Below are 22,332 nucleotides of genomic sequence, written 5' to 3'. Positions count from 1 at the left end.
GGCGGTTTGGCAGACGTCACCATACCAATGTGGGAGCGGGCTTGCTCGCGAATGCGCAGTGTCAGTTACCCAATCCGGTGGTGACAGACCCTATCGCGAGCAAGCTCGCTCCCACCTTTCGCCCCTCCTCCAACCCTTACAGCCGATTCGGCTGCCTTACCCACCTTTTCAGCTTTCCCGGCTGAGCCACCCCTGCGTTTCAGCCGGGATTCATCCCGCACAAGCGACAAAATAGCGCCACTGCTCAACCCCATGGATCCGTGCACCCATGCAAACCACCAACACCGTCCTGATGATTCGCCCGGCGCGCTTTGCCTTCAACCCGGACACCGCGATCAACAACCGTTTCCAGCGCCCGCCCCTTGACCCGCTCAGTGCACAGCACAAAGCGCTGGAAGAGTTCGATGGCTATGTCGACACCCTGCGCCAGCACGGCGTGGAAGTCCTGGTGGTGCAGGACACGCCCGCGCCCCACACTCCCGATTCGATTTTCCCCAACAACTGGTGGAGCAGCCACGCCGACGGCAGCCTGGTGCTGTACCCGATGGAAGGCCAGAACCGACGACTGGAGCGCAACAAAGGCGTGCTGCAAGTGCTGGAACAGCGCTTTGCGATCAAGCACACCATCGACCTGAGTCACCTCGAACAACAGAACATCTTCCTCGAAGGCACCGGTAGCATGGTGCTCGACCGCCAGCATCGCATCAGCTACGCCTGCCACTCCGGGCGCACCCACCACGACGCCCTGCGCCAGTTCGCCGAACGCCTCGACTACCAACTGTGCGTGTTCCACGCCGTCGACCGCCACCACGCGCCGATCTACCACAGCAACGTGATGATGAGCGTCGGCCGCGACCTCTCGGTGGTGTGCCTGCAAGCCCTGCCCCATGCCGACGAGCGCCAGGCCCTGGAACGCTCCCTGCGTGATACCGGCAAAGACATCCTCGCCCTCGACTTCGACCAGCTCGAAGCCTTCGCCGGCAACATGCTTGAAGTCCACGACCGCGACGGCCAGCCGCTGCTGGTGATGTCGGCCAGCGCCTGGGGTGCCCTGCAACCGGCCCAGCGTGCGCACGTGGAACGCCACACCCGGCCGGTGGTGGTGAACATCGACAACATCGAACGCATCGGCGGCGGCAGTGCCCGCTGCATGCTGGCCGAAGTGCATCTGCCGGCCCGTCCCTCATTTCAATAAGGAGTCTTGCCATGACCCGTTATATCGACGTCAACGATCTCAGCTACCTGGTCTCGCAAAAAGGCCTGCAAACCTGCATCACCGAGATGGCCGAGTACATCCGCGCCGACTACCTGCGCTGGCAGGATTTTGAAAAATGCGCGCGCCTGGCCAACCATTCGCCGGACGGTGTGATCGAGCTGATGCCGGTCTCGGACGCCTCGCTGTATGCCTTCAAGTACGTCAACGGCCACCCGAAGAACACCCTGGCCGGGATGCTCACCGTCATGGCCTTCGGCGCCCTGGGTGACGTCGACACCGGCAAGCCGGTGCTGCTGGCGGAGATGACCCTGACCACGGCAATCCGTACCGCCGCGACGTCGGCGCTGGTCGCCCGCTACCTGGCCCGCGACAACAGCCGCAGCATGGCGTTGATCGGCAATGGCTCGCAAAGTGAGTTCCAGGCCCTGGCCTTCCACGCCATGCTCGGCATCAACGAAATCCGCCTGTTCGATATCGACCCCAAGGCCACCACCAAGCTGGCGGCCAACCTCAAGGCCTTCCCGGCGATCAAAGTGATCCTCGCCGGCAGCGTGGCGGAAGCGGTCAAGGGTGCGGACATCGTCACCACCGTCACTGCCGACAAGGCCTACGCCACCATCCTCACCGATGACATGATCGAACCCGGCATGCACCTCAACGCCGTGGGCGGCGACTGCCCGGGCAAGACCGAGCTGGACCGACGTATCGTCGAGCGCGCCCGCGTGATCGTCGAGTACGAACCGCAAAGCCGTATCGAAGGTGAAATCCAGCACATGCCGGAAGATTCGCCGGTGACCGAGCTGTGGCAGGTGATCAACGGCCAACAGCCCGGCCGCGAGAATGCGCGCCAGGTAACCCTGTTCGATTCGGTCGGTTTTGCCATCGAAGACTACTCGGCCCTGCGCTACGTCCTGGACGTGGCCAAGGCGCTGGACGTGGGCAGCGAACTGGAACTGGTACCGGACCTCGCCGACCCGAAAGACCTGTTTGCGCGCTTGGCCCAACAACCCCGCGTACAGCAGAAAAAGCGCGCCTGAGACCGCTCTGGCCTGCCGCTTTGCGCCGGGGGCAGGCCAGAATCGAGGGGGTCAAAAGCCGATTCAGCGGGTGCGGCAGCCGATTCCGCTGCATTGGCAGTTTTAACAGCGCAATTTGCGCTTTAACCCCCAACCAAACGACACAAAAAACGCACCACTATGAAGCATTCTCTGTGCCGAGCGGGTTGCCCGCCACGGGCAGTGAAGCTGCCCGTACATGCAACACGAACGACCCAAAAGACGCGGTGACAGGATTGAGGACTGCTGCGCAGTCCAAGGGGGGCGAGCCCCCTCGCCACGAAGAGCCCTGCACCCTGGAAAACATTGCTTGATCCGTTTACTGCCCTGACATCAATTACAAAATATAGGGAATACACATGACTCCACTGCGATCACTTTTCGCTGCATTGCTGTTGCCACTGTGTGCAACCGCTGCCCACGCCCAGGATTGGCAAGAAATCCGCTTCGGCGTATTCCCCGAGTATCCCCCCTTCGAATCCGTGGCCGCCGATGGCAGCCTGCAAGGCTTCGACATCGAATTGGGCAACGCCATCTGCGCCAAGCTCGAGGTCAAATGCACCTGGGTGCACAACGAATTCGACGGCATGATCCCGGCCCTGCGCGCGCGCAAATTCGACGCCATCATGTCGTCCATGGCCGTGACCCCGGCACGCGAGAAAGTCATCGACTTCAGCGACCGGCTGTTCCTCAGCCCAACGTCGGTGATCACCCGCAAAAACGCCGACTTTGGTGACACCCCGCAATCCCTCAACGGCAAGCAGGTCGGCGTGCTGCAAGGCTCGCTGCAGGAAGCCTATGCCCGCGCGCACCTGGCCAAGCTGGGTGCGCAGATCAAGGCGTACCAGTCCCAGGAGCAAAACTACGCCGACCTGCAGAACGGCCGCCTCGATGCCACCCTGACCGACAAGCTCGAAGCCCAGCTCAACTTCCTGTCCAAGCCTGAAGGCGCCGACTTCAAGACCGGCCCGGCCTTCAAGGACCCGACCCTGCCGCTGGACATCGCCATGGGCCTGCGCAAGAACGACCAGGCGCTGCGCGAGCTGATCAACAAAGGCATCGCCGCCGTCCAGGCCGATGGCACCTACGCCAAGATCCAGAAGAAGTACTTCGGCGACCAGGACATCTACAACGAGTGATGCCAACGCCTCACCCCTGTAGGACCTGGCTTGTGCGCAAGGGGGTTTACCGCCGATGACGGCGTGTCAGTCGACACTGGTATGGACTGACCCACTGCTATCGGGGGCAAGCCTCCTCCCGCATCAGCCGGCTGCTACAAGGGTCGTCTGCGCCCTTTAGAGACTCTCCCATGAACGAACTCCTCAACCTGCAAGGCTACGGCCCGATGCTGGCCCAGGGCGCCTGGATGACGCTCAAGCTGGCGTTCCTCGCGCTGGCCCTGAGCCTCTCCCTCGGCCTGATCGCGGCTGGCGCCAAACTCTCCAGCGCCAAATGGCTAAGGGTGCCGGCCACGCTCTACACCACGCTGATCCGCAGCGTGCCGGACCTGGTGCTGATCCTGCTGATCTTCTACAGCCTGCAACTGTGGCTCAACGACCTCAGCGAAGTGTTCGGCTGGGATTACTTTGAAATCGACCCATTCACCGCCGGGGTGATCACCCTGGGCTTTATCTACGGCGCGTATTTCACCGAGAACTTTCGCGGTGCGATCCTCAGCGTGCCGATCGGCCAACTCGAAGCGGCCACCGCCTACGGCTTGAGCCGCTGGCAGCGCTTTCACCTGGTGCTGTTCCCGCAACTGATGCGCTTTGCCCTGCCGGGCCTGGGCAATAACTGGCTGGTGCTGCTCAAGTCCACCGCGCTGGTGTCGATCATCGGCCTGTCAGACCTGGTCAAGGCCGCGCAAAACGCTGGCAAGACCACCAACGAGCCGCTGTATTTCCTGATCCTCGCCGGCCTCGTGTACCTGGTGATCACCACCCTGTCCAACCGCATCTTCAAGCGCCTTGAGCGGCGCTACAACCTCGGCATCAAGGGGATGGCGCGATGATCGAACTGTTCCAGCAATACGGCCTGGCCTATCTGTTCAGCGATGGCGCTGGGCTGTCCGGCGTCGCCATGACCCTGTGGCTGTTCATTATCTCGGTGGTGTTCGGCTTCGTCCTGTCGATCCCGCTGGCACTCGCGCGCGTCTCGGAGCACTTCTGGCTGCGCTGGCCGGTGGAGGTCTATACCTACCTGTTTCGCGGCACGCCGCTGTATATCCAACTGCTGATTTGCTACACCGGGCTGTACAGCCTGGAGGTGGTGCAGGACAACGCCCTGCTCAACCAGTTTTTCCGCAACGCACTCAACTGCACCTTGCTGGCGTTCGTACTGAATACCTGCGCTTACACCGTGGAAATCTTCGCCGGCGCGATCCGCAACATTCCCCATGGCGAAATCGAAGCCGCACGCGCCTACGGCCTGCACGGCTGGCGTCTCAACCTGTTTGTGGTGGTCCCCGCCGCCTTGCGTCGTGCGTTGCCGGCCTACAGCAACGAAATGATCCTGATGCTGCACGCCACGTCGCTGGCGTTCACCGCCACCGTCGCCGACATCCTCAAGGTGGCCCGCGATGCCAACGCCGAGACGTTCCTCACGTTCCAGGCCTTCGGCATCGCCGCCCTGCTCTACATGCTGCTGTCCTTTGCACTGGTGGGCCTGTTCCGACTGGCCGAACGTCGCTGGATGCGTTTTCTTGTTCCTACCCGAGGCTAACCCATGAATCAGTCCGCGCAGGCCCTGGCCACTTATCCGGTCGACATACCCGTCAGCAAAACTGCAACGGCGGCCGTCAAGCTGCAAGTCGAAGGCATCCATAAACGCTATGGCGAACACGAAGTGCTCAAGGGCGTGTCCCTCAACGCACGCAACGGCGATGTGATCAGCCTGATCGGCGCCAGTGGCTCGGGCAAGAGCACGATGCTGCGCTGCATCAACTTTCTCGAACAACCCGATGCCGGGGTGATCACCCTGGACGGCATCAGCATCGAAATGCGCCAGGGCCGCGCCGGCACTCGCGCGCCGCATCAGGAGCAACTGCAGAATCTGCGCACGCGCCTGGCCATGGTGTTCCAGCACTTCAACCTGTGGAGCCACATGACCGTGCTGGAAAACATCACCATGGCGCCGCGCCGGGTGCTTGGCGTGAGTGCCGCCGACGCGGAAAAACGTGCACGCATGTACCTCGACAAGGTCGGTCTGCCCAGCCGTGTGGCGGATCAATACCCGGCGTTCCTGTCCGGTGGCCAGCAGCAGCGCGTGGCTATCGCACGCGCATTGGCGATGGAGCCGGAAATCATTCTGTTCGATGAGCCGACGTCGGCACTCGACCCGGAACTTGTAGGAGAAGTCCTCAAAGTCATACAGACGTTGGCCGAGGAAGGTCGTACCATGCTGATGGTCACCCACGAGATGGGCTTTGCCCGCCAGGTGTCCAGCCAAGTGTTGTTTTTGCACCAGGGTCGGGTCGAGGAACAAGGCGGCGCCGAGATTCTCGACCACCCCAGCAGCGAGCGCTTGCAGCAATTTCTTTCCAACCGTTTGAAGTGAAACCCATGGATACCAAGGCCAACGGACCCCATTCTTCCCCTGCGCTGGACCGCATCGACGAGGCAATCATCGACGTACTGCGCCATCAGGGACGTATCACCTACGAAAAGCTCTCGTCGCTGGTGCACCTCACGCCCAGGCCCTGCCTGGAACGGGTGCGCAAGCTGGAGCGACGCGGGGTGATCCGTGGATATGGGGCGATCATCGATGTGCAGATGGTCTCACCGGGGCTGTCGCTGCTGGTGCTGGTGGCCTTGTCCAACCAGAGTGGCCGCTCGGCGCAAAAGGCCTTCGAAGCTTGCATCAAGGCCTGTCCGCAGGTGTTCGAATGCCAGTTGATCAGCGGGCCGTTCGACTACAGCCTGCGCATGCGCTGCCGCGACATGGAACACTACCGGGTGCTGACCGAGACCTGGTTGAACAATGATGAATTGCACATCGACAAGCTGGTCGCGCACCCGGAGTTGGCGGTGGTCAAGAACACCGCCACCGAACTGACCTGAGGCCCCACCTGCCAGGACCATGAAGATCCCGTATGTGTGTATGTGGGATTGGGTGCAGACCAATATCCGAGCGGGCGATACCACCCGGTTTCAAACTTGGAATACAACCCAAGGTGGGAGCGGGCTTGCTCGCGAATTCGGTAGATCAGCCACCTTCTTCAGCGACTGATACACCGCCTTCGCGGGCAAGCCCGCTCCCACAGTTTTGATCACTGTTCGGGCTGGGGATTGGGGCTACATCCGAGCTGGCGACACAACCCGGTTCCAACCTTGGAATACAACCAAAGGTGGGAGCGGGCTTGCTCGCGAAGGCGGTAGATCAGCCACCTTCTTCAGCGACTGATACACCGCCTTCGCGGGCAAGCCCGCTCCCACAGTTTTGATCGCTGTTCGGGCTGGGGACTTGCCAACATCCGAGCGGGCGATACAACCCGGTTCCAACCTTGGAATACAACTCAATGTGGGAGCTGGCTTGCCTGCGATAGCGGTGTACCCGTCAACTCTGACCCAACTGACCCGCCGCCATCGCCGGCAAGCCAGCGCCGCCATTGATCGGATTGGCAATTCTCTTTCCGGGTCGGGCTCCAATCAGCTTTGCCTGCCCATCCTTCTGCTTGCCCGTGCGCGCCTCGCTGATCAATCCCGGGATCAACTTGCCCTCCGGCAGGTTCTTCCAGAACCGGCTGGGCAAGTGGCCTTCCATGACCTTGGGGTTCAAGCGCGCCGGGTTGAAGATGTGGCTGTAGTAGGTCAACCACATGGCACTGTGCGGGTCTTCGATATTCTGCGCCAGTTGCTGCCAGGCCTCGGGGCACTCGCGCTGATGAATCAACTGTTCGCCGTCGTAATACACCCCATCCAGCGGCGTGGCGATCATCCAGCGATGGCGTCCCATGCGCCCGATAAAGTGCTGGCTCGCGCTTTTCAGGATGTCATGGGCCGGCTCATGCCAGGCGACGTACTCCGGCAACTCCGGCCCCGCCTCTGCTGGCACGGCGATAAAGCGCACAAACGCGTGCAAGTGATGGGCCTCGCGACTCACCTGCTTGATCCGCCGCTGCAGCTCGCTGCCGAGCTTGTCCCCCGCCAGCATCGCGGTGCGGTCGCCATGGCTGACGCGCCATAACACCTCATACAACAGGCTCCAGCGCTGATCGCCGTGGTAACAGGCTGCCGACTCGAGCAACTCCAGGAGTGCCTTGGGAATCCGCGCCTGGAACGGACCAAGCCCCGCCGGAATCGGCTCGTCGGTGGCAAACAGGTCCGCCACCTCGGCCTCGCCCCAGCTCACCTGGCTGGGGTCGACCTGATGGCTGAGCAACCAGCGCGCCTGCTCGCGCCAGGTGCTGAAGAGGTTGTCGCATTCGAGGCTGATCATCCCCACAGCCCCATCTGTTGCGGCTGCGGGCGGTCGCGCAATTGTTCGCGCAGCAGCACGCTGGTGCTGTCGGCCTGCTGCGGGTGGTAATCGCTGGTGATGAAAAACGGCTTGGCCTTGGCCAGCACGCAGCGCATGCGCGCCAGGTCTTCGAAGCGGATCTTGCGCTCACGCCGCAGGTCGACCAGGCGTTGGGTGGTGCGCAGGCCAATGCCGGGGATACGGGCGATGAGCGTCGGCTCGGCGCGGTTGAGGTCCAGCGGGAACACCTCGCGATGTTCCAGCGCCCAGGCCAACTTGGGGTCGATGTCCAGGGCCAGGTGGCCGGGGCCCTGGAACAACTCACCGGCACTGAAGCCGTAGCTGCGCAGCAGGAAGTCCGCCTGGTACAAGCGGTGCTCACGCATCAATGGCGGCGCGGCCAGCGGCACGCTTTTCGGGCTGTTGGGGATCGGGCTGAAGGCCGAGTAATACACGCGGCGCAGCTTGAAGTTACCGTACAGCGCCTCGGCCCCGTGGAGGATGGTGCTGTCGTCGGTATCATCGGCGCCGACGATCATCTGCGTGCTCTGCCCCGCCGGGGCAAAACGCGGCGCGCGCGGTTCGTTGAATACCGTCTGTTCGCCGGTGTAGATGGTCTGCATGGCCTGCTTGATCGAGCCGATCTGTTTCTCCGGTGCCAGCGTCTGCAGGCTGGCATCGGTGGGCAACTCGATATTCACACTCAGCCGATCGGCGTAGCGCCCGGCCTCGGCGATCAGCGCCGGGTCAGCCTCGGGGATGGTCTTGAGATGGATGTAGCCGCGAAAGTCATGTTCTTCGCGCAGCAATTTGGCCACGCGGACGAGCTGCTCCATGGTGTAGTCGGCCGAACGGATGATGCCCGAGCTGAGAAACAGCCCGCTGACGCAATTGCGCCGGTAGAAATCCAGGGTCAGGGTCACCACCTCCTCCGGGCTGAAACGCGCGCGGGGCACATCGCTGGAACGGCGGTTGACGCAGTATTGGCAGTCGTAGAGACAGAAGTTGGTGAGCAGCACCTTGAGCAGCGACACACAGCGCCCGTCCGGGGTATAGCTGTGGCAGATACCCATGCCGTCGGTGGAACCCAGCCCCGCCTTGCCCTCCGAGCTGCGCTTGGGCGCGCCGCTGCTCGCGCAGGAAGCGTCGTACTTGGCGGCGTCGGCGAGGATGCTGAGTTTTTCGATCAACTGCATGGAGGGCTACCGATACTGGTTTTTTGTACAGTATCAGCGAGCAATCCCGAATACTAGCCCGGAATGATGACTGGTAGGTGCAGGGCTTGTCGTATCGTCGCACCGCGGCGATTCGACAAGCCGGGCTCCGACAAACTCAGCTGGCGGTGGCGAGCAACAGGTCCTGCACCGAACGCGCGTTGCCGCGATGCCGGTCCAGCGCATGCAGCGACGCCGCGATCTCGTCCGCGCGGATTGGCAGCACCGACAGCAAAGTATCGCTCAAGCCGTGGCTGGCCTGGCTGAAGCCCTGGATGTAGATGCCGGCCTTGCAGCGCTCGTCGGTGACGATGCGGTAATCGCGGCTGACTTCGAAGTCGCCCATATAGGCTTCCAGCGGTGCCAGCAGTTCGCGGTGCATCTGGCGCTCGTAGCCGGTGGCCAGGATCACGGCGTCGTAATGGTGGACGCTGGTTTCGCCGCTGGCGTTGTTGCGCAAGGCCAGTTCGATGCCCAGCGGACCCGGCGTGGCCTTCTCGACCACGGTCATGGTGCGGAAGGCCTGGCGGGCGATGCCGGAGACTTTCTGGCGGTAGAAAATCCCGTAGATGCGCTCGATCAGGTCCAGGTCCACCACCGAATAGTTGGTGTTCTGGTACTCGGCGACCAGTCGCTCACGCTCCGCGCCGACTTGCTGGAACACCAGGTCGGTAAAGGCCGGCGAGAACACTTCGTTGACGAACGGGCTGTCGTCGGCCGGCTTCAGCGCCGAGCCGCGCAGGATCATGTCGACCTGCACCGACGGGAAGCTGTCGTTGAGGTCGATAAAGGCCTCGGCCGCGCTCTGGCCACCGCCGATGATCGCAATGCGCATGGCCTTGCCGTCGACGCAGGGCTGCGAGGCCATGCGCTCCAGGTACTGGGAGTGATGGAACACCCGGCTGTCGCCCTTGAGCGCCTTGAACGCGTCGGGAATACGCGGCGTGCCGCCGGCGCTGACCACCACCGAACGGGTGGTGCGCACATGCTGCTCGCCCAGCGCATCGCGGGAGATCACGCGCAACGCCTCGACGTGCTGCTGGTGCAGGATCGGCTCGATCGCCAGCACTTCCTCACCGTAGCGCGCCTGGGCCTGGAACTGCCCCGCGACCCAGCGCAGGTAGTCGTTGTACTCCATGCGGCACGGGTAGAAGGTGCCCAGGTTGATGAAATCCACCAGGCGGTCGTGGGCTTTCAGGTAATTGACGAAGGAGTACGGGCTGGTGGGGTTGCGCAGGGTTACCAGGTCCTTGAGGAAGGAAATCTGCAGCTCGCTCTGGGTCACCAGGGTATTGCCGTGCCAGCGGTAGTCAGCCTGTTTGTCGAGAAACAGCACGTCCAGTTTGCCCTGGGCCTTTTCGCGCTCCTGCAGGGCGATGGCCAGCGCCAGGTTCGAAGGGCCGAAACCGATACCGATCAGGTCGTGAACCGCGGGCGAAGCAATTGCCTGTGTCATTCCAGTGTCCTCTGGATAAGCCCCTTGGCGGTGGGGCGGGAATACCTTCAAGACCTGCACAACAGGTCATGTGTTGATAGGAAACGAGGACAGTGAAATAAAATTTAACTGATCGGTGATCAGTGCGCGTCCCACTCGCGCATCCGCACCCGGCAGTGCTTCATCGCGTTGACGATGTGTTTTTCCACCAGCGCACGGGAAATGCACAGGCGCTCGGCGATCTGCACGTGGGTCAATCCGTCGAGCTTGCGCAGCATGAAACTGTCGCGGCACGCCGCCGGCAGCTCGGCGAGGGCGCGTTCGAGCAGTTCCAGGCGCTGGCCGTGGTCGTGGGTGGCGTGGGGCGAACAGGGGGCGAAGCGTTCTTCGCTGTCCAGCACATCCAGCGGCTCGACCTGGCGCAAGGCGTTGCGCCGGTGACCGTCGATCACCAGGTTCAGGGCGGTGCGGTATAAAAAGGCGCGGGGTTGTTCGATGGGGGTGTCGCTGGAACGTTCCAGCACCCGGACATAAGCGTCATGCACCACATCCTCGGCAACCTGGCGGTTGCCCAGCTTGGCGTTGAGGAAACACACCAGCTCGCGATAGTAGTTTTCCAACATGACTCCCGACCGCCGGGTGGCGGCATTAGGTCCTTGAGTGCGAAAAAGACAGCGTATGAGGTAATGGCAGTTTGGGTGCGTGCAATTTATAGTAATTCTCATCTACTTTTAAAGCAGACTTGCACCGATGGACGATTATTTTTCTTCAAAGGACCTGTAACCGCTTGTGTAACAGCCTAAATCCCCGGGCAATTCTCTCGTTTAACTGTCAGCTCTGCGCAACTGCGCTCCGAACTTTCCTGGCTGGAACCTAAGCATGAAACGCCCTCGCCCTGCCCGACGCGCCTTGCTTGTTATCGCGTGCCTGATCCCCCTCATCGCCGTTGCCGCCTGGCAGGTGTTGCCGCCGGGGCGTGACACGCTCACCACTGTCACCGTCAGCCGCGGCAATATCGAAAACAGCGTCACGGCTCTCGGCACCCTGCAACCGCGTCGATATGTGGACGTGGGCGCGCAGGCCTCCGGGCAGATCCGCAAGATTCACGTCGAAGCCGGCGATCAGGTCCAGGAAGGCCAGTTGCTGGTGGAAATCGACCCGTCCACGCAAAAGGCCAAGCTCGACGCCAGCCGCTACGCCATCGAAAACCTCAAGGCCCAGTTGCAGGAGCAGAAAGCCCAGCACGAACTGGCGCGCCAGAAATACCAGCGCCAGCAGCGCCTGGCGGCCGGCAACGCGACCCGTGAAGAAGATGTGCAAACCGCCAAGGCCGAATTGAGCGCGACCCAGGCGCGGATGGACATGTTCCAGGCGCAGATCCTCCAGGCCCAGGCCAGCCTGCGCAGCGACGAAGCGGAACTGGGCTATACGCGCATTTATGCGCCGATGACCGGCACCGTGGTGGCGGTGGACGCGCGGGTCGGCCAGACCCTCAACGCCCAGCAGCAGACGCCGTTGATCCTGCGTATCGCCAAGTTGTCGCCGATGACCGTATGGGCAGAAGTCTCGGAAGCCGACATTGGCCACGTCAAACCCGGCATGACCGCCTATTTCACCACCCTGAGCGGCGGCAACCGGCGCTGGACCAGCACCGTGCGGCAAATCCTGCCGATCCCGCCCAAGCCGTTGAATGAAACCCAGGGCAGCGGCAGCCCCAACAGCTCCAACAAAAGCGGCAGCGGCCGCGTGGTGCTCTACACCGTGCTGCTGGATGTGGACAACAGCGACAATGCCTTGATGGCCGAAATGACCACCCAGGTGTTCTTTGTCGCGGGCGCCGTGAAGGACGCGCTCACCGTGCCGGTCGCTGCGTTGCAGGGCACCTCGAGCACCGATAGGCAGATTGCCCGCGTAGTGGCGGCAAACGGACGCATCGAGGAGCGCGAAGTGCGCCTGGGCATCAGTGATCGCCTGCGCGTCGAAGTGCTCGACGGCCTGCATGAAGGCGATCACCTGCTGATCGGCCCGGCTGACGGCAACGGGGGTTGAGGTGACCACGCCCCTGATCGAACTCAAGCACATCCGCAAATCCTACGGCGGCGGCGACAGCCCGCAGGTCGACGTCTTGCGCGGCATCGACCTGTCGATCCACGCCGGGGAATTCGTCGCGATTGTCGGCGCGTCCGGCTCCGGCAAGTCCACTTTAATGAATATCCTCGGCTGCCTCGACCGGCCCACAACCGGCGACTACCTGTTCGCCGGCGAAAATGTCGCGCACCTGGACAGCGATGAGCTGGCCTGGCTGCGCCGTGAAGCGTTCGGCTTCGTGTTCCAGGGCTACCACCTGATCCCGTCGGGTTCGGCCCAGGAAAACGTCGAGATGCCGGCGATTTATGCCGGCATCAGCGCCGCCGAACGGCACGCGCGCGCCAAGGCCCTGCTCACCCGCCTGGGCCTGGCCGACCGCACCGGCAACCGTCCGCACCAGTTGTCCGGCGGCCAGCAGCAGCGCGTGTCGATTGCCCGCGCCTTGATGAATGGCGGGCACATCATCCTCGCAGATGAACCCACCGGCGCCCTCGACAGCCACAGCGGCGCTGAGGTGATGACCTTGCTCGATGAGCTGGCGAGCCAAGGCCACGTGGTGATCCTGATCACCCATGACCGCGAAGTCGCGGCGCGGGCCAATCGCATCATCGAGATTCGCGACGGCCTGATCATCAGCGATTCGGCCGAGGCCGACAGCTACGTCCCCGCACCCGCCAGCAACGGCGCCTTGCAGGCCGTGGACCTGCGCCAGCGCCTGGCCGACGGCGCCGAACACAACGGCGCCTGGAAAGCCGAACTGATCGACGCGGTGCAGGCCGCCTGGCGGGTGATGTGGATCAACCGTTTCCGCACGGCGCTGACCCTGCTGGGCATCATCATCGGCGTGGCGTCGGTGGTGGTGATGCTGGCGGTCGGTGAAGGCAGCAAGCGCCAGGTCATGGCACAGATGGGCGCGTTCGGCTCCAACATTCTTTACCTCAGCGGTTCGTCGCCCAACCCGCGCACGCCGCTGGGTATCGTCACCCTCAATGACGTCGCGGCGCTGGCGGCACTGCCGCAGGTCAAGCGCATCATGCCGGTCAACGGCACCGAGGCCGGAGTGCGTTTTGGCAATGTCGACTACATGGCCTATGTGGGCGGCAATGACACCAACTTCCCGGACATTTTCAACTGGCCGGTGGTTGAGGGCAGTTATTTCACCGCCGCCGATGAGCGCGCCGGTGCCACGGTGGCGGTGATTGGCCACCGCATCCGCGAAAAGCTGTTCAAGGGCCAGGTCAACCCGATCGGCCAGTACATCCTGATCGAGAACGTGCCGTTCCAGGTGATCGGCGTGCTCGCGGAAAAAGGCGCCAGCTCCGGCAACAAGGACAGCGACGACCGCATCGCCATCCCCTACACCGCCGCCAGCGTGCGCCTGTTTGGCAGCTACAACCCCGAATACGTGGTGATTGCCGCCGCCGATGCGCGCAAGGTCCACGAGGCCGAGGTGGCCATCGACGCACTGATGCAAAAGCTGCACAACGGCAAGCGCGACTACGAGTTGACCAACAACGCCGCGATGATCCAGGCCGAGGCGCGCACCCAAAACACGCTGTCGTTGATGCTCGGCTCGATTGCGGCGATTTCGCTGTTGGTCGGCGGCATCGGCGTGATGAACATCATGCTCATGACGGTGCGCGAGCGGACCCGCGAAATCGGCATCCGCATGGCCACCGGCGCGCGCCAGCGCGACATCCTGCGCCAGTTCCTCACCGAGGCAGTGATGCTCTCGGTGGTCGGCGGCCTCTGCGGCATCGCCCTGGCCTTGCTGGTGGGCGGCGTGCTGGTGCTGGCCAAGGTGGCGGTCCAGTTTTCCCTGGTGGCGGTCCTTGGCGCATTTGGTTGCGCGCTGGTCACCGGCGTCGTATTCGGCTTTATGCCGGCCCGTAAAGCTGCCCGGCTCGATCCGGTTAAGGCATTGACCAGTGAATAAACCATCCCTGCCCACGCACCTGTCCCTGCTCAGCCTGTGCCTGATGTTGAGCGCCTGCACCGGCAGTCCTGGCGCCATCGACAGCGGTATTGCGCCGCCGGCCGCCTGGAAATTTGCCGAGCGCGACGCGACCCAGGCCACCAACCAGCGCTGGTGGACGCACTTTGGCAGCCCGCAACTCAATCGCCTGGTCGACCAGGCGCGGCGTGACAGTTTCGACGTCGCCGCCGCCATGGCCAGGGTCCGCCAGGCCCAGGCCAGCGCAGTGATTGCCGGCGCGCCGCTGCTGCCCGAGGTCAAGCTGAATCTCGACACCAGCCGCCAGAAACTGCTGCGCGGCAAAGGCGGACCGAGCCTGGACGCGTCGCAAAGCGATGAGGTTGTCGACAACTTCGGCGCCAACCTCACTGCCAGTTACGAAGTGGATTTCTGGGGTGGCCGCGCGGCTGCGCGCGACAGCGCCCTGCACAGCCTGCGGGCCAGCGAGTTTGACCAGGCGACGGTGGAACTGACCTTGCTCGCCAATGTGGCCGACCGCTACGCGCAAACCCTGGCGGCCGTTGAGCGCGAACAGATTGCCCAGCTCAACCTGGCGAACGCGCGCAACGTGCTCGACCTGGTGCAGACGCGCTACGACGCCGGCTCCGCCACGGCCCTGGAACTGGCCCAGCAGAAAAGCCTGGTGGCCAGCCAACAACGGCAATTGCCGCTGATCGAGCAATTGGCCGAAGAGTCGCGGATCACCCTCGCGGCGCTCCTCGGCCAACCGGTGCAGGCCCTCGACCTGGGCGCCGAACCATTCCAGGCGCTGAGCTGGCCGACCATCGGCGCTGGCCTGCCCAGCCAATTGCTCAGTCGGCGCCCCGACATCGCCAAGGCCGAGGCGCAGCTGGCGGCGGCACAAGCCGACGTCACCGTGGCGCGGGCGGCCATGCTACCGGCCGTGACTCTCGGTGCGACCCTTGGCTCGGACGCCTACAAAGCCGCAGAAATGCTGCGCAGCCCGTACTACACGCTGACCGCCGGGCTGGTCGGGCCGATCTTCAACAACGGCCGTTTAAGCGCCGAGCGCGACAAGGCCCGCGCCCGCCAGGATGAGCTGCTGCAAACCTACCGTGGCGCGATCATCAACGGCTTTGCCGATGTGGAAAAAGCCCTCAGCAGCATCACCCGCCTCGACCAGCAGCGCGAATGGCAAAGTGAAGAGCTGCAACAGGCGCAGACCGCCTTCCAGATCGCCGAGAGTCGCTACCAGGCAGGCGCCGAGGACTTGCTGACAGTGCTGGAGACCCAACGCACGCTGTACGCGGCCCAGGACTTGAACGTGCAACTGCGGCTGTCGCGCCTGCAGGCCAGCATCGCCTTGTACAAAGCGCTGGGGGGCGGCTGGGAGACTGATATCCGCTAAACAAAACTCCACTTTCGTACACGAGCTGTTTTCTCGACCTACATTCTTCAACCCAGGTCCTTGGTAAAAAAGCCGCCATCACACGGCTGCCCGGGACCTCCTGATGACTGTTGCAAAACACCTCGCTTGTGGCGGTATCTGGCTGATGGCAAGCACCGCCCTGGCCCAGCCACTGATCACCGAAAGTGCCATCGACTGGCTGCTCGACTGCCCCATCCCCCAGGTCGAACACCTGGACCCCGAAGTGCTGGCGCGCACCCAATGCGGCGTCGTCAGTGTCCCGCGCAACTACGCCGCGCCACGCCAAGGCAACCTGCGCCTGTACGTCACCCGTGTCGGCGCGCGCGATCCGCTGAGCCGTGAAGGCGTAGTGTTCGCCCAGGCTGGCGACACCACCCGGCGCAACCGCAGCGGCACCTTCGCCGTGCAACTGGCCAGCCGCTGGGGTGCCTATTCCAACCAGGCTTATCGCACGCTGCTCAATCGCTATGACGTGATCGAACTCAGCCCGCGCGACCTCAAGCACAAGAATGGTCTTGAGCAGGCCGTGCGCGACATGGAATTCGTGCGAGCCCAACTCGGTGACGCGCAGCTGCACTACCTCGGTAACGCCGGCGCCACGCGCTTGGGCAGCCGCTACGGCGCGCTCTTTCCCGACCGCGTCGCGCGCATGGTGCTGGTGAATGCCGCGCCCGGCGAAAAGGCCGCGCCCCGGGTTGCACAATTGCACCTCAAAGACACCGCCACGCCAGGCCCCAGCGGCTGCGTCAACCAATGGGTGGGCGACTTCCTTGCCTATGGCAAGCAGCCGCCGGCGTCGACGCGCTGCCTCGATTCAGGCGTTTGGGAGTAGCGCGCCGTTTGCGACCTGTTGCGGCCGAAAACGACACCCTGCGTTGACGCTGCGACCCAATCGTTATTAAGTGCTATTTATCCGCATTAATACGATAAATCGAACCCATGCTAAGCCGCCCGCTACGACGCAAACGCCAGAAGCTGTCCGATGTGATTGTCGAGTCGGTCAAGCGCTCTATCGTCACCGATGCACTCAAGCCCGGCGATCGCCTGCCCACCGAGCGCGAGCTGATGGAAAGCTTCCAGTGCTCCAAGGGCTCGGCCCGCGAGGCGCTCAAGGCGCTGGAAGTCGAGGGCCTGGTGAGCACGCGCACCGGCCCCAGCGGCGGCGCCTACCTCAACCAGGCGGGCACCGAGCCGGCCAGCCGCGCCTTGCGCAACTACCTGCACTTCCAGCATCTGGATGGCGAGCAGGTCTACCAGTTGCGCAAGGTCATCGAAGTGGAACTGGCCGTCTCGGTACTCGGGCGCCTGAGTGAAGACGACTACCAGGCCCTGCAGGACAACGTGGATTTCTGCAGCGCGCCGGAAGACAGCGAGGCCGGCCAGCGTGAACAGCGCCTGGCGGAACTGGAGTTCCACAACCTGCTGGCCAAGGCATGCCCCAACCCGTTGCTGAGCTTCATGGCGCAGTTCCTCAATGACCTGCTGCGTGACCTGGTGGTGCTGAAAAAGGCCTACAAGCCCAAGCGCAAGCAGTTCGACGCGGCCAACCTCGACTATCACAAACAGTTGCTGAGCGCGTTTCGCGCCGGCGATGAAAAAGCCGTGCGCAGCCTGATGCACGAACACATGTGCGACGCCGAACACCACATGACCGCGCTGGAAGGCCAGGTCAGCCCGCATTTTCTACTGGAGTTCGATCACTCTTAACAACACCACAGACCCAGTGCGGGAGCGGGCTTGCTCGCGAATGCGGTGGGTCAGCAAAGCATCCGGAGACTGATGCACCGTATTCGCGAGCAAGCCCGCCCGCACATTTCCTGACCGCGTTTCGCCTCAATAAAAAGGCCTGCCCACAGGCCCTGCTCCACCGTATCGCCATTGCTACTCCTGCCAATAACTAAACCAGGGAGTCACCCCATGCAGCGTCGTACGTTGTTGAAAGCCAGTCTCACCGCCGCCGCCGCCCTCAGCCTTCCGCTGAGCGTGCGTTCGGCATTCGCCGCCGAGCCCTTTACCTTTTACGGCCTCAAGTCCATGTCCGGCGCCTTTGCCAGCTATGGCAAGTTTGCCGACATGGGTTCGCGGCTGGCGGTGGAACAGCATCCCGAAGTGCTCGGTCGCCCGCTGAACTACAAGGTGATCGACACCGAAGGCAACGCCGGCAAGGCGGTGCGCAAGGTCCAGGAAGCCATCCAGCAGGACGGCGCGCGGTTCTTCCAGGGGTGCACGCTGTCGTCATCGGCGCTGGCCGTGGCCAAGGAAGTGGACAAGGTCGGCGGCGTGTTCATGACCCCGGTGGGTGCCGACGAAGTCACCGGCAAGGACTGCAACAAGGCGACGTTCCGCTGGTCGGTGCCGACCTACGGCGCGATCCGCGAAACCATGGTGCCGCTGATCAAGCTGCTGCCGGACGCCAAGCGCTGGTACACCATCACCCCGCAATACGTGTTCGGTGAAGCCCTGCTCGAAGGCGCCAAAAATGTCCTCAAGGAACACGGCCTGGAGCACGTGGGCAACAGCTATCACTCGTTGCAGGAACAGGAATTCTCCGGCTACCTGACCAACGCCATCTCCACCAAGCCCGACGTGCTGGTGCTGCTGAATTTCGGCAGCCAGTCGTCCAACACCCTGCGCCAGGCGGTGAACTTCGGCATCAAGGAGCGCATGAAAGTGCTGCTGGTGTGGTCCGCCGGTCTCGATCAATTCCAGGAACTGGGCAGCGATGTGCTCGAAGGCGTGTACCTCGGCGCGCAGTACTGGCACCAGGTCGACACCCCGCTCAACCGCGAGCTGGTCAAGCTGACCCAGGCCAAGTACGGCATCAACCCCACCTACCCGCTGGCCGCTGACTACATCAGCACCAAGGTCATGCTCGAAACCATCATCGCCACCGGCAGCTTCGACGGGCCGACCGTGGCCAAGGCCATGCAGGGCCTGAGCTACGAAGGCCCGACCGGCAAGGAATCGATCCGCGCCGGCGACCACCAGGTGATCAAGGACTACTACCTGCTGATCGGCAAGGCCGCCGGCGACATGGCCGACAAGGACGACCTGGCCAAGGTGCTCAGCGCCGGCCAGTCCTTCCCGCCGGTGGACGCCACGGGCTGCACGCTCGCCTGACCCGCTGACTCGCTAAACACGACAGGGCCGCGTTCGCGGCCGCCTGTCCGAGGGTTTCTGCATGCTTAATCTTTATCTGTTCCAGATACTCAACGGCCTGGGATTGGGGATGATCTACTTCCTGATCGCGGTCGGGCTGACGATCATTTTCGGCCTGCTCAACTTCGTCAACTTCGCCCACGGTGCGTTCTTCCTGCTGGGCGCCTACATCTGCTACACCGCCGTGAGCCTCACCGGCAACTTCTGGCTGGCCCTGCTGATCGCGCCGCTGGTGGTGGCTGCGTTGGCGTGGGTGATCGAGCGCCTGTTAATCCAACGGATTTACCACCTGCCACACATGTTCCAGATCCTCGTCACCCTGGGGATCGCGCTGATCATCCAGGAAGCCAGCGTGATGATCTGGGGCCCGGTGGGCAAGAGCGTCGCCGTGCCGGAACTGCTGCGCGGGGTGCTGGTGGTCGGCGACTTTGTCTACCCCTACTACCGACTGTTCCTCATCGTGTTTTCCGGGCTGGTCGGCCTGGGCCTGTGGCTGCTGCTGGAACGCACGCGCTTCGGCGCACTGGTGCGCGCCGGCAGTGAAAGCACCGAAACCGTGTCGCTGCTGGGCACGAATATCTTCCGCCTGTTTTCCATGACCTTCGCCCTCGGCGTGGCCCTGGCCGGTGTCGCCGGCGTGCTGTTTGCGCCGTTGCGCGGCGCGCAGCCCTTTGTCGGCCCGGAGATCCTCGGCGTGGCCTTCGTGGTCGTGGTGATCGGCGGCATGGGCTCGTTCAGCGGTGCGCTGGTCGGCGGTTTGCTGGTGGGCGTGGTGCAGAGCCTGATGACCACACTCTGGCCCCAAGGCGCGAGCCTGATGATCTACGGCGCAATGGCCGTGGTGATTCTGGTGCGCCCTTACGGCCTGTTCGGGAGAGCCTGACATGAGCGAGAAAAATCCGCTGCCGTTTGCCAAGACCCAATCCAAAGCCATGTTGCTGTGGGTACTCGCGGTGCTGATCGGCCTGCCCTTGGTGCTGCCCTCGGCGACCCTGGCCACCGAGATCCTGATCTTTGCCATGGCCGCCCTCGCCTGCAACCTGTTGCTCGGCTACACCGGGCTGCTGTCGTTCGGCCAAGGCATCTTCTTCGGCGCCGGCGCCTATTGCGCGGCGCTGCTGATGATTCATCTGCAACTGGGCCTATTCACCGCGTTGCTCGGCGCTGCCGTGGCCGGTGGCTTCCTGGCCTTGCTGGTGGGCGCCCTGGCGATCCGGCGCACTGGCATCTACTTCGTGATGCTGACCTTGGCGTTCAGCCAGATGGCCTACTTCGTGGCCTACACCTTGAGCGACTGGACCGGTGGCGACAACGGCCTGCTCAGCGTGCCGCGCCCGGAAATCCGCCTCGGCGACACCGTGCTGCTGTCGCTGGCCGACGCCCGTGCGTTCTATGGGTTTGTCGCGGTGCTGTTCCTGCTGATCTTCATCGGCGCACGCCGGGTGATCGCTTCGCCATTCGGCAGCACGCTGATGGCGATCCGCGAAAACGAAACCCGCGCCTCGGCCATCGGCTACGACACCCGTCACTTCAAGATCCTGGTGTTCGTGCTGTCCGGCGCGGTCACCGGCATCGCCGGCGCGCTGTACGCGATGCTGCTGCACTTCGTGCCGCTGTCGAATATCGACCTGGCGATGTCCGAGAACATCCTGATCATGACCATCGTCGGCGGCACCGGCTCGCTGTTCGGCTCATTGCTGGGGGCCGGTTCCATCGTGCTGCTGGGGGATTTTCTCTCCGACCTGTGGCCTCGCTGGCTGATGCTGCTGGGGGTGATCCTGATCCTGGTGGTGATCTTCATGCGCGGAGGGTTGTGGGGAGGCCTGGCGTCGCTGTTCGAGAAGGTGCGAGGCCCGCGCAAGGCCGCTGTCATCACCAAGGAGGAAGTGCTATGAGCATCCTGCTGGAAACCAAAGACCTGGAACTGGCCTACGGCGCGTTCCATGCGGTGAATGGCGTGAACCTCAAGGTCGAAGCCGGCACCATCCACACCATCATCGGCCCCAATGGCGCGGGCAAGACCAGCCTGTTTCATTGCCTGACCGGTGAGCGTCAGGCCACTGCCGGGGCGATCCATTTCGACGGCAAGAACCTGATGCGCAAGCCCGCCCACGGCCGCGTCGGCCTGGGCATGGCGCGCTCGTTCCAGCTCACCAGCCTGTTCCAGAACCTCAGCGTGCGCGAGAACCTGCGCCTGGCCGCCCAAGGTCGCGACGGTGCCCGCGCGCTGAACTTCTGGCGCCGGGTCGACAGCAAGCGCGAACACCTGGAGATGGCCGACCAGGTGCTCGAACGCCTGCAGCTCAGCGCGCGTGCCGACACCTTGGCCGGCGAGCTTTCCCACGGCCAGCAACGCGTGTTGGAGGTGGGCATGTCGATCTGCTCGAAACCGAAACTGTTGATGCTCGACGAGCCCACCTCGGGCATGGGCATCGATGACATTCCGATCATGACCCAGCTGATCAGCGACCTCGGCCGCGACCATACGGTGCTGCTGATCGAACACAACATGAGCATCGTCATGTCGATCAGCCAACGCATCACGGTGATGAGCCACGGGCAGATCCTGGTGGAAGGCACGCCGGAATTCGTGCGGGCCGATGAACGTGTGCGCACGGCTTATCTTGGGGAGGCTGCCTGATGCTGATCGTCGACAATATCCATTCCTACTACGACAAGAGCCACGTGCTCGAAGGCGTGTCGCTGACCGTCAACCCCGGCGAGCTGGTGACGCTGCTGGGGCGCAACGGCGCCGGCAAGACCACCACGCTGCGCAGCATTCTCGGGATCATCTGCCCACGCCAGGGCCAGATTCACTTCAACGGCCAGGCACTGGTGGGCCAGAAGATCTTTGAAATCGCGCGCCAGGGCTTGGCACTGGTGCCGGAGAACCGCGGGATTTTCCGCCTGCTCACCGTCGAGGAAAACCTGCGCATCGCCGCGCGCAAGACCAGCCGCTGGCAGCTGGAAGACGTCTACGGCATGTTCCCGCGCCTCAAGGAGCGGCGCAAAAACGCCGGCCACGCGCTGTCCGGCGGCGAGCAGCAGATGCTCGCCATCGCCCGCGCCCTGCTCAACGATCCCAAGCTGCTGATCCTCGACGAACCCACCGAAGGCCTCGCCCCGGTGATCGTCGACGAGTTGGTGAAGATCCTGCGCAAGGTCAAGGACGACGGCCTCCCCGTGCTGCTGGTGGAACAGAACCTGATGGTCTGCGACAAGCTCGCCGACCGCCATTACGTGCTCGAACAGGGCCGCGTGGTCTACGAGGGCAGCGCCGCCGCCTTCCGCGCCGACCCGACCATCAAGAACCGCTACCTGGCCCTGAGCGCCTGACCGGAGA

21 protein-coding genes are annotated in these 22,332 nt (G+C 63.3%); 17 read left to right on the top strand and 4 right to left on the bottom strand.

Annotation, left to right across the window (positions count from 1 at the left end; translation table 11 throughout):
* Positions 1-268 precede the first annotated feature (268 nt).
* The 7 genes from ctlX to AC07OJ_RS27060 all read left to right on the top strand — a co-directional run bounded on the left by ctlX (position 269) and on the right by AC07OJ_RS27060 (position 6,329).
* Positions 269-1,195, top strand: coding sequence for a citrulline utilization hydrolase CtlX (gene ctlX, locus AC07OJ_RS27090; protein WP_065903973.1), 927 nt, complete (start codon positions 269-271; stop codon positions 1,193-1,195).
* An 11-nt stretch (positions 1,196-1,206) separates the two neighbouring features.
* Positions 1,207-2,253, top strand: coding sequence for an ornithine cyclodeaminase (ocd, locus tag AC07OJ_RS27085; protein ID WP_495095550.1), 1,047 nt, complete (start codon positions 1,207-1,209; stop codon positions 2,251-2,253).
* A gap of 377 nt (positions 2,254-2,630) precedes the next feature.
* On the top strand, positions 2,631-3,410 hold the full coding sequence (locus AC07OJ_RS27080; protein ID WP_106803317.1) for an ABC transporter substrate-binding protein: 780 nt from the start codon (positions 2,631-2,633) through the stop codon (positions 3,408-3,410).
* A 170-nt stretch (positions 3,411-3,580) separates the two neighbouring features.
* Complete coding sequence (locus AC07OJ_RS27075; RefSeq protein ID WP_282398189.1) at positions 3,581-4,282, top strand: ABC transporter permease; 702 nt, start codon at positions 3,581-3,583, stop codon at positions 4,280-4,282.
* Positions 4,279-4,992, top strand: coding sequence for an ABC transporter permease (locus tag AC07OJ_RS27070; protein WP_065903984.1), 714 nt, complete (start codon positions 4,279-4,281; stop codon positions 4,990-4,992). The genes AC07OJ_RS27075 and AC07OJ_RS27070 overlap by 4 nt, the downstream gene beginning before the upstream one ends.
* Positions 4,993-4,995: 3 nt before the next feature.
* Complete coding sequence (locus AC07OJ_RS27065; RefSeq protein ID WP_495095549.1) at positions 4,996-5,826, top strand: ABC transporter ATP-binding protein; 831 nt, start codon at positions 4,996-4,998, stop codon at positions 5,824-5,826.
* Between the two features lie 5 nt (positions 5,827-5,831).
* On the top strand, positions 5,832-6,329 hold the full coding sequence (locus tag AC07OJ_RS27060) for an Lrp/AsnC family transcriptional regulator (protein WP_065903991.1): 498 nt from the start codon (positions 5,832-5,834) through the stop codon (positions 6,327-6,329).
* Between the two features lie 496 nt (positions 6,330-6,825).
* On the opposite strand, the gene AC07OJ_RS27055 is transcribed toward AC07OJ_RS27060, so the two are convergent.
* The 4 genes from AC07OJ_RS27055 to AC07OJ_RS27040 all read right to left on the bottom strand — a co-directional run bounded on the left by AC07OJ_RS27055 (position 6,826) and on the right by AC07OJ_RS27040 (position 11,000).
* A complete protein-coding gene (locus tag AC07OJ_RS27055; RefSeq protein WP_495095548.1) occupies positions 6,826-7,707 on the bottom strand; it encodes a TIGR03915 family putative DNA repair protein in 882 nt (293 codons plus the stop codon).
* Positions 7,704-8,924, bottom strand: coding sequence for a putative DNA modification/repair radical SAM protein (locus AC07OJ_RS27050; RefSeq protein WP_120449073.1), 1,221 nt, complete (start codon positions 8,922-8,924; stop codon positions 7,704-7,706). The genes AC07OJ_RS27055 and AC07OJ_RS27050 overlap by 4 nt, the downstream gene beginning before the upstream one ends.
* Before the next feature lie 136 nt (positions 8,925-9,060).
* Positions 9,061-10,398: a lysine N(6)-hydroxylase/L-ornithine N(5)-oxygenase family protein gene (locus AC07OJ_RS27045; RefSeq protein WP_495095547.1), complete on the bottom strand. Its 1,338-nt coding sequence runs from the start codon at positions 10,396-10,398 to the stop codon at positions 9,061-9,063.
* Between the two features lie 119 nt (positions 10,399-10,517).
* Entirely contained in the window at positions 10,518-11,000 is a 483-nt protein-coding gene (locus AC07OJ_RS27040; RefSeq protein WP_065904000.1) for a sigma-70 family RNA polymerase sigma factor, read from the bottom strand.
* Between the two features lie 256 nt (positions 11,001-11,256).
* On the opposite strand from AC07OJ_RS27040, the gene AC07OJ_RS27035 reads away from it, so the two are divergent.
* From AC07OJ_RS27035 to AC07OJ_RS26990, 10 genes are all read left to right on the top strand, one after another.
* The gene (locus AC07OJ_RS27035; protein ID WP_495095546.1) at positions 11,257-12,426 is read left to right on the top strand and encodes an efflux RND transporter periplasmic adaptor subunit; all 1,170 of its coding nucleotides are present in this window, start codon (positions 11,257-11,259) and stop codon (positions 12,424-12,426) included.
* A 1-nt stretch (position 12,427) separates the two neighbouring features.
* Positions 12,428-14,401: a MacB family efflux pump subunit gene (locus tag AC07OJ_RS27030; RefSeq protein WP_065904006.1), complete on the top strand. Its 1,974-nt coding sequence runs from the start codon at positions 12,428-12,430 to the stop codon at positions 14,399-14,401.
* Between the two features lie 43 nt (positions 14,402-14,444).
* Positions 14,445-15,809 (top strand): efflux transporter outer membrane subunit, encoded by a 1,365-nt coding sequence (locus tag AC07OJ_RS27025; RefSeq protein ID WP_495095557.1) that lies wholly within the window; start codon positions 14,445-14,447, stop codon positions 15,807-15,809.
* A 103-nt stretch (positions 15,810-15,912) separates the two neighbouring features.
* Positions 15,913-16,662 carry an alpha/beta fold hydrolase gene (locus tag AC07OJ_RS27020; protein ID WP_213551140.1) on the top strand — a complete coding sequence of 250 codons (750 nt, stop codon included), beginning with the start codon at positions 15,913-15,915 and terminating at the stop codon, positions 16,660-16,662.
* Between the two features lie 107 nt (positions 16,663-16,769).
* Entirely contained in the window at positions 16,770-17,537 is a 768-nt protein-coding gene (locus AC07OJ_RS27015) for a FadR/GntR family transcriptional regulator (RefSeq protein ID WP_065904017.1), read from the top strand.
* A 210-nt stretch (positions 17,538-17,747) separates the two neighbouring features.
* Positions 17,748-18,950, top strand: a complete 1,203-nt coding sequence (locus AC07OJ_RS27010) for an ABC transporter substrate-binding protein (protein ID WP_065904020.1) — start codon at positions 17,748-17,750, stop codon at positions 18,948-18,950.
* Positions 18,951-19,011: 61 nt separating this feature from the next.
* The gene (locus AC07OJ_RS27005) at positions 19,012-19,872 is read left to right on the top strand and encodes a branched-chain amino acid ABC transporter permease (protein ID WP_015884776.1); all 861 of its coding nucleotides are present in this window, start codon (positions 19,012-19,014) and stop codon (positions 19,870-19,872) included.
* 1 nt (position 19,873) lies between these two features.
* Positions 19,874-20,884, top strand: coding sequence for a branched-chain amino acid ABC transporter permease (locus AC07OJ_RS27000; protein WP_065904023.1), 1,011 nt, complete (start codon positions 19,874-19,876; stop codon positions 20,882-20,884).
* Entirely contained in the window at positions 20,881-21,630 is a 750-nt protein-coding gene (locus tag AC07OJ_RS26995; RefSeq protein WP_015884778.1) for an ABC transporter ATP-binding protein, read from the top strand. Before AC07OJ_RS27000 ends, AC07OJ_RS26995 begins: the two co-directional genes overlap by 4 nt.
* Complete coding sequence (locus AC07OJ_RS26990) at positions 21,630-22,325, top strand: ABC transporter ATP-binding protein (protein WP_106803310.1); 696 nt, start codon at positions 21,630-21,632, stop codon at positions 22,323-22,325. Before AC07OJ_RS26995 ends, AC07OJ_RS26990 begins: the two co-directional genes overlap by 1 nt.
* Positions 22,326-22,332: the final 7 nt, after the last annotated feature.

The sequence above is a fragment of the Pseudomonas sp. GW821-FHT09C08 genome (assembly GCF_059418125.1).
This window is presented reverse-complemented; position numbering and strand designations above follow the sequence as displayed.